Annotated in this window: 7 protein-coding genes and 2 pseudogenes; 4 read left to right on the top strand and 5 right to left on the bottom strand. The window is 54.0% G+C overall.

Going from position 1 to position 7,553, the window contains the following annotated elements:
* Positions 1-84: pseudogene (locus QZ506_RS08730) on the top strand (lipoprotein); the annotation flags it as partial.
* Positions 85-258: 174 nt separating this feature from the next.
* On the top strand, positions 259-669 hold the full coding sequence (rnk, locus tag QZ506_RS08725) for a nucleoside diphosphate kinase regulator (protein ID WP_291970434.1): 411 nt from the start codon (positions 259-261) through the stop codon (positions 667-669).
* Positions 670-713: 44 nt separating this feature from the next.
* On the opposite strand, the gene pmbA is transcribed toward rnk, so the two are convergent.
* The gene (pmbA, locus tag QZ506_RS08720) at positions 714-2,054 is read right to left on the bottom strand and encodes a metalloprotease PmbA (protein WP_291970432.1); all 1,341 of its coding nucleotides are present in this window, start codon (positions 2,052-2,054) and stop codon (positions 714-716) included.
* Between the two features lie 199 nt (positions 2,055-2,253).
* On the opposite strand from pmbA, the gene yjgA reads away from it, so the two are divergent.
* Positions 2,254-2,808, top strand: coding sequence for a ribosome biogenesis factor YjgA (gene yjgA / locus QZ506_RS08715; RefSeq protein WP_291970430.1), 555 nt, complete (start codon positions 2,254-2,256; stop codon positions 2,806-2,808).
* 42 nt (positions 2,809-2,850) lie between these two features.
* Here yjgA and aaeB read toward each other — a convergent pair whose 3' ends face one another.
* From aaeB to aaeX, 3 genes are read right to left on the bottom strand one after another with little or no spacing between them, the layout of a single operon-like run.
* Positions 2,851-4,809, bottom strand: coding sequence for a p-hydroxybenzoic acid efflux pump subunit AaeB (gene aaeB / locus QZ506_RS08710; protein ID WP_291970438.1), 1,959 nt, complete (start codon positions 4,807-4,809; stop codon positions 2,851-2,853).
* Between the two features lie 12 nt (positions 4,810-4,821).
* Entirely contained in the window at positions 4,822-5,769 is a 948-nt protein-coding gene (gene aaeA, locus QZ506_RS08705) for a p-hydroxybenzoic acid efflux pump subunit AaeA (RefSeq protein ID WP_291970436.1), read from the bottom strand.
* Between the two features lie 22 nt (positions 5,770-5,791).
* Positions 5,792-6,007 carry a p-hydroxybenzoic acid efflux pump operon protein AaeX gene (aaeX, locus tag QZ506_RS08700; protein WP_291970428.1) on the bottom strand — a complete coding sequence of 72 codons (216 nt, stop codon included), beginning with the start codon at positions 6,005-6,007 and terminating at the stop codon, positions 5,792-5,794.
* 321 nt (positions 6,008-6,328) lie between these two features.
* On the opposite strand from aaeX, the gene aaeR reads away from it, so the two are divergent.
* The gene (gene aaeR, locus QZ506_RS08695) at positions 6,329-7,225 is read left to right on the top strand and encodes an HTH-type transcriptional activator AaeR (RefSeq protein ID WP_291970426.1); all 897 of its coding nucleotides are present in this window, start codon (positions 6,329-6,331) and stop codon (positions 7,223-7,225) included.
* A gap of 7 nt (positions 7,226-7,232) precedes the next feature.
* Here the strand turns inward: aaeR and QZ506_RS08690 are convergent.
* A pseudogene (locus tag QZ506_RS08690) lies at positions 7,233-7,548 on the bottom strand (IS1 family transposase).
* Positions 7,549-7,553: the final 5 nt, after the last annotated feature.

Below are 7,553 nucleotides of genomic sequence, written 5' to 3'. Positions count from 1 at the left end.
CAGGTGGGTGAAGCCATGGCCATGGTCAAAGCGCTTAACCGGATCACGCTATTAGGAATGCCGAACAGTATTCGCATCACGTAACAATCGACCCGTATGGGGCGCAGTCATTACAGGTTCTGATTTATTCAACAAAGCCATATGCAGCACGTGCTTATACCCCTATGAACCTTGATCTTATTGCCATGACGTAACGTTGTTTATTACCGCTATGCGTTTTATCAAGGGTTATGTTTTACCAACCTATTGGAGAGGAGTATGACGAAACCTAACCTGACTATTAGCGAACTGGATGCGGAACGCCTGGATCGGCTGTTGGAGCAACCTGCGTTTGCAGGCACACCGATTGCGAACGCGTTGAATGAGGAGCTGGATCGTGCCGAAATCTTGCCTTCAGAGGACATCCCGTCAGATGTCGTCATCATGAACAGTCGGGTACGCTTTCGCTATTTAAACACTAACGAAGAGCACACCCGAACACTGGTTTATCCTGCCGCCATGCAGGACAGCAAGGAACAACTTTCTGTGATGGCGCCGCTCGGCGCAACCCTGCTGGGTCTGCGCGTTGGGAATACCATTAACTGGCAGTTGCATAACGGTACGGAAACTCGCGTAGAAGTGCTGGAATTGCTCTATCAGCCTGAGGCCGCTGGCGAATATCATCGCTAAGCACGCGCCCACTGCCCTGATTTCAGGGCAGTCATGTTGCCTGATTATATCCCGGCGATCTTCATGCTAGGCAGCAGCACCGAACCGCACTGGATATTGCTGCGGGTTTCAATATCATCCCCCAACGTCACCATATCGCGCAGCATGGTTTTCAGGTTACCGGCAATAGTGATTTCACTCACCGGATACTGAATCTCGCCATTTTCCACCCAGAAACCTGACGCCCCGCGCGAGTAATCGCCCGTGACCGCACTCACACCCTGCCCCATCAGTTCGGTCACCAGCAGGCCTTTATCCATCTGCTTGAGCATCTGTTGGAAATTAAGCCCCTGACCCGCAATACGCCAGTTGTGAATGCCGCCGGCATGGCCAGTGCTCTTCACGCCGAGTTTACGCGCTGCATAGCTGGTCAACAGCCAGGTTTGCAGCACACCGTCTTTAACGATGTCACGCTGCACCGTACGTCCCCCTTCGCTGTCGAACGGGGTAGACGCCAGCCCTTTACGCAAATGCGGCAGCTCTTCGATGGTGAGCCAATCCGGCAGGATCTGTTGGCCCAGCTTATCGAGCAGGAAAGTCGATTTACGGTACACGTTGCCGCCGCTGATCGCACCCACCAAGTGGCCGAACAGGCCGGTAGCCACTTCTGCGGCAAACATCACTGGTGTTTCCATGGTCGGCAACTTGCGCGGTGATAAACGTGAGAGCGTGCGGCGAGCGCACTCTTCGCCGACCCATTCCGGACTTTGCAGATCGTCCAGCGCGCGCCCTACGGTGTAAGCGTAATCGCGCTCCATATCGCCGTTCACTTCGGCAATCACACAGCTCGACATAGAGTGGCGGCTCGACAGATAGCTTTGCAGCATGCCGTGGCTGTTGCCAAACACTTTGATACCGTAGTGGCTGTTAAAGCTGCCCCCTTCGGTATTGGTAATGCGCGTATCGGCTTTCAGCGCCGCCTGCTCGGCGCGCGCAGCCAGCTCAATACCCTTTTCCGCATCCAAGGCAGCAGGATGAAACAGGTCGAGATCGGGAGCGTCAAATGCCAGCAGTTCCTGTTCTGCCGGGCCAGAAAAAGGATCGGGCGAAGTATAACGGGCAATATCCAGCGCAGCCTGCACGGTGCGGGCGATGGCCTCCTGGCTCAAGTCGGTCGATGACGCACTGCCTTTACGCTGCTGGTGGTATACGGTAATTTCCAACGCGCCATCGCTGTTGAATTCCACATTTTCAACCTCGCCGTAGCGCGTACTGACGCTTATCCCTGTGGTTTTGGAAATGGCCACCTCTGCCGCATCTGAAGCGGCGCGCGCCAGCTCCAACGCCTGTGCGACTGCCTGCTCCAATGCTTTACGCTGTTCTGCAACCTGAGTGATTATTGTCATCGTTCTGCCATACTGAGTTAAAAGCCGTTCAGAAGCCGGGAAATGGCGTCTGCCTTGCCCCTCTTCTGCGCCTAAAGGAGTATGCTTGAGTCTAACAGGATATCAGGATAATTTCGCAAAAAGCCCAAACCTGTTAGGATCGGCGTCTTTTTTATGGCGTTAACCGCGTCACATGCCCGAACTGTTACGGAAAGAGATGATGAACAAACACCCTGAAGAGTGGCTGGACGACGTACCGGACCCGCACGCCGAAGATGATGAAGACGATGAGATCATCTGGGTCAGTAAAAGTGAAATCAAACGCGATGCAGAAGCACTGAAAGATCTTGGCGTGAAGCTGATTGAGCTCGGTAAAAATGCGCTGGAGCGCATCCCGCTGGATGACGATCTGCGTGCTGCCGTTGAGCTGGCACAACGCATCAAAAAAGAAGGCCGCCGCCGTCAGGTGCAACTGATCGGTAAGATGTTGCGTGCCCGCGATCCAGAACCGATTCAAATCGCACTGGATAAGCTGAAGAACCGCCACAACCAACAGGTCGCTCTGTTTCACAAACTGGAACAACTGCGCGACAGACTGATTGAGGAAGGGGATGATGCCATCCCGGATATCCTCGGGCTCTACCCGGCCGCCGACCACCAGCAGTTGCGCTCACTAGTGCGCAATGCGCAGAAAGAAAAAGCCGCTAACAAGCCGCCCAAGTCTTACCGTAAAATTTTCCAGTATCTGCGCGAACTGGCCGAAGATCAGGCCTAGTCCCCAGAGGTAAATAACCCTGTGGTAGAGTCGCCCTTGGCGCTACTCCACCAACGCATGCTGATAGCGTTGCAGTATCTCCGTGATACGGCCAACCGATGCACCGATCTCCGGTGCTATCTGACGCTGGCATAGCGCAATCTGATACTCGTCCAACAGCGTCAACAACTGGGTAAAAGCGTGACGCCGGGAAATATCTCGTCGCGCTTCACTGACCTGCTCTGCCGCCTGACGAAGACGACGATGAAATGCCGACAGTTCACTGTCCACCGGCAACGGCAGATTCCGCATACGTTGGTGCAAAATAATCAGCGACAGCGCCAGACGGTATTTGGCAATGTCGTTGGGAAACAGGGTCAGCAGCAGGTAGAGCTGCTGATAGAGCGCAGGTAAGTGGTTTTCACGCCGTTTGGTTGGGTTGGTGGTCAGTGCCGATACCGCATTGTAAACAAAGCGGTTAAGTAGCGCCTGCCCAGTGCGAGCACGTGAATTATCTCGAATCAACAAAATAACCAGCCACGCCAGCAAGCAGCCGATAACCTGCCCAATCGCGCTGTCCAGAAAGTGGCTGAGATTAAACGTCATCGGGTTATCCAACACCAGAATATTGATGGTGCTGGCCAGCGCCCCCAGCGATCCCATACGCCGCTTTTGCACCTCAATACCGATGATGAAGGCCATAATGCCCAGACTGAGGCACAGCAGCAGCATGCTTTGCTGCGTGGATGGCAATACAAACATGAACAGCAGCGAGCCCAACGGCAAGGCATAGACCGTGCCGACTAGGAAATCGACCGCAATGCGTTTTGGGTTAGGCAGACGCATCGCCAGCGCCGTCACCATAGCAATCATCACCGTGCAGGCACTGCCTGAGGTCCAACCGGTGATAAGCCAAAATAAACACCCTACAGCCGTAGCCACGCCAGTGCGCCAGCCGTTGATCATCGCATGATTGCGCTCAGCGGACGCCGCTTTCACCATCACTTCATCACGCAGCAGTTCGCCCTCAACCTGCGTCAGACGGGCGTTGGTCTGAATTCCTTTAGCCAGTAACATATAGCGCGTTGCGGCCCCCACCCAGCCAATCAGCGTCGGCGGCACAGCCTTGCGCTCACCGGCTGCAATCGCGTGGCGCAGTTGCTTCACCCGTTTACGCACATCGTCCATCGACGCTACCGGCGCATCGATCAGCAATGCCAGACTGGTTCTGAGTGGCTCAGGTTTATCCTGTAGCACCAAATAGGTCTCACACGCCTGAGTAATCAGAGTAAATGATTGCGCCAGCAGCGCCTTAATGCGCCGATGGCTATTTTGCCAGCGCGCTGATTCCAGCAACAGCGGATTGCCCATACCAGCCAATGCGGTGCTTTTACGCACCAGCCCATGCCAGGCAACGTCAAGCTCTTCACGCGATGCACCCCGAATACACAGTTGCAACAGGCGATAGTGATCCAGCAGCAGCCCTTCCAGGCTGCTGTCAATATGGTGTTTGATGGAACGTGGGGTAAACAGCAGATCGGCCACAATGGCACAAACAATACCCAAAACAATTTCGCTACAGCGTTCAACGGCGAACTGCGGCGTCAGAAGCGGCGCACTCTGTGTGGATACGATGATAATTAATGCGGTATATCCCGCCAATCCCCATACGTAGGCGTTTTCTACCTTAACCAGCGATGACACCCAGGTGCAAAATCCTGCCCATATGCAGCACAGCAGCAACATCACCACGGGTGCACGAATGGTCGCGATGATAATCACCAGCGCACCGGCACAGCCGATAAAGGTGCCCACAATACGTAATATCCCGCGATGCCGAATCGCCCCGGAAAAGGGATCTCCACCGGCGGCAAAAGCAGGGCCAGCAGCGACGATGGCCGCAGTGAGCACTGACCAACGTGGCGTTCCCAACTGAAAGTGGAAACCGAGAAACAGTGACAGCACAACGGCAACGCTGAGTTTGCAGGCAAAACGCCAATGGGGAAAAGCAGGCATTTTCATCATGAGCTCGTCTTAACCAAACTCACGCAGCCGATAGAGCAAACGAATCAACGGTGAAGGCTGCTTGTTTTGCGGGGCGTCTGACTGCGCGATCACCACGGTGGCCGTGGTGCCCGCCGGATAAGGAATATCGCGCTGTTGATCCAGATGGATTCTTACCGGTACGCGCTGTGCCAGCCGCACCCATTCCAGATTGGCGTCCACCGTCGCCAGCCCTTTACTGTCTACGTTGGCGCTGCTGTTGGTGATCGCCGCCGCCACGCTGTCAACCGTACCGTAAAACAGCCGAGCACTACCCAGCGGCGTGATCTCAACCCTGTCGCCAGCATGAACGCTTGCCAGCTTGGTCTCTTCCATATAGGCCACCAGATAGAACGAGCCCTTTTTCACCAGCGCCACGGCGGTCGCGCCGCGCGTAATGTATTCACCACGCTGCACGTTGAGGTTGGTCACCCAACCGTCCGCTGGCGCGCGAATCAAGGTACGTTCCAGATCCAACTTCGCCAGCGCCAACGTCGCTTGCGCTTTGGCTAACTGATGCTGCGCGGTTTCCAACACGCTGCCAGACTGATCGATCGCTTCCTGCGACATAGCCTGTACGCCGAGGCGTGTGCGACGTCCAGACTCACGCCGCTTTTCATTGACCAGCGCTAGGTAGTAGTCCACATCCGCCTGTGCTTGCGCCTGTGCTTGCTGAAAACGGGGTGGATCGACCACAAAAAGCACATCACCCTTTTTCACCTGCTGATTATCATGCACCAATACCTCTGTCAGCAGCCCGCTGACATCCGGTGCGATCGCCACAACGTCTGCGCTGAACTTCGCATCTCGCGTCCACGGCGATTCGGTATAGAACGCCCAAACGCGCAGCAGCGCAACGGCAGCCAGCAACAGCACGCACAGCGTGATACCCACACGCAGCAGCCTTTTGGTTATCAGCGAGACAACAGGAAATTTTATAGCAAGGGTTTTCACAGTGACCTCAAAGGGAGAAGCGAAAGATCAGATAAAACAGACAGCAAAACAGACAGCAAAACAGAGCGGTGTTAAACAGCGCAGGATGCCATACCACGTCATAAACGCCGGTGGGCTGTAAGACACGGTTCAACACAAAAAACAGTACCAGCGATACCAGCAACACAAAGAATACGGGCGGGAAGGACAGGCCAAACAGCACCATCACCGGAAGTGAACTCATCCTCTTTTCCTTTTTATTTCAATTAACGAATAAACAATACCGACCGTGTCACCGTAGACACAGGCATTAGGGTTCATTACCAACGACGACACAGGCCTTTCGCCATCAATGCCAAAAGGCATGAAGGGCATTACACTGATCAAGAGAGGTTGCAGGTTGTTTAGTAGAAGCGAACGCAGCCTGTTACCTGATGGAAACAAGTAGCACAAAGCACACCGGTATTCTTCCCGCACGATTCGTTCGAATACGGTGTATTATGGATGTTTATTTGCGTTTCATCTACGATGTGTGATCTAAATCACTTTTAAGCCAGAGTGAATAATGGAAAGACTAAAGAGCATGTCGGTCTTTGCGCGCGTAGTGCAGTGTGGCTCGTTTACCGCCGCAGCCCGACAATTGAACATGAGCGTTTCTGCCGTCAGCCAAACGGTGACCCGGCTGGAAGAAGAGCTACAGATCAAGCTGCTCAATCGCAGCACGCGCAGCATCGGGCTTACAGAAGGCGGCAAGATCTACTACCACGGCTGTCGGCGTATGCTGCATGAGGCGCACGAAGCGCACGATCAGCTCTACGCCTTTAATAACACGCCGATCGGCACACTGCGCATTGGCAGTTCCTCCACCATGGCGCAAAATGTGCTGGCGGCCATGACAGCAGAGATGCTGCTAAAATACCCAGGGCTCTCGGTCAATCTGGTCACCGGCATTCCCGCCCCCGACCTGATTGCAAACGGGTTGGATATCGTTATCCGCGTGGGTGCCTTGCAGGACTCCAGCCTGTTTGCCAAACGTCTCGGTTCTATGCCAATGGTGGTGTGCGCCGCCAAACGTTATTTGACCCAGCACGGCACTCCGGAAAAACCGTCAGACGTGGAAAGTTTCTCCTGGTTGGAGTACACCGTGCGTGCAGACAGTGAATTCGAACTGATCGCCCCAGAAGGCATTTCCACCAAAATCGCACCGCAGGGTCGCTTTGCCACTAACGATCCGCAGACGCTGGTACGCTGGCTCAAAACTGGCGCAGGCATCGCCTATATCCCATTGATGTGGATCATCGACGAGATTGCGCGCGGCGAAGTGGAAATTCTGTTCAGCCGCTATCACTCCGATCCGCGCCCGGTTTACGCTTTGTATACACGCAAGGATAATTTGCCGCTCAAAGTACAACTGTGCATCAACTATATGACGGAGTATTTGTTCGTGTATTCAATGAGTTGATGTAGCATCAAACGTAGTACTCGCGTTCGATGTAAGTACCGATGATCCTATCGTGCATTTCGGATGATTTTGAATATCAGAGCGTCTTGCGATTGAGCCGTTGCGATCGGTTACGCAGTGTCTGATGTGCACACTCAATGCGCTGTGTATACAGCTTGCTAACAATGTTTTTTACTTTTGGAAGGTTGTCGTTGCAAGCCCTGTAGCCATCCGTGTTTGCATGACTGACGACGGTAACGCTGATGGCCACTTTTGCCATAACCGTGTTTTTTCACAGGAGATGTCTGTTCACAAAACGGGCATCTTACATCAACTTTAGCCACTGTAT

Origin of the sequence: Candidatus Symbiopectobacterium sp. (genome assembly GCF_020054415.1) — a bacterium.
In the GTDB taxonomy this organism is placed as follows: domain Bacteria; phylum Pseudomonadota; class Gammaproteobacteria; order Enterobacterales; family Enterobacteriaceae; genus Symbiopectobacterium.
The sequence above is the reverse complement of the archived record's forward strand: the minus strand, read 5'-3'. Positions and strand labels throughout refer to the sequence as shown.

Coding starts and splice junctions, on each gene's coding strand:
- rnk (WP_291970434.1), top strand. CDS start 259: ATGACGAAACCTAACCTGACTATTAGCGAACTGGATGCGGAACGCCTG.
- aaeX (WP_291970428.1), bottom strand. CDS start 6,007: ATGAGTTCACTTCCGGTGATGGTGCTGTTTGGCCTGTCCTTCCCGCCC.
- aaeB (WP_291970438.1), bottom strand. CDS start 4,809: ATGAAAATGCCTGCTTTTCCCCATTGGCGTTTTGCCTGCAAACTCAGC.
- aaeR (WP_291970426.1), top strand. CDS start 6,329: ATGGAAAGACTAAAGAGCATGTCGGTCTTTGCGCGCGTAGTGCAGTGT.
- yjgA (WP_291970430.1), top strand. CDS start 2,254: ATGAACAAACACCCTGAAGAGTGGCTGGACGACGTACCGGACCCGCAC.
- pmbA (WP_291970432.1), bottom strand. CDS start 2,054: ATGACAATAATCACTCAGGTTGCAGAACAGCGTAAAGCATTGGAGCAG.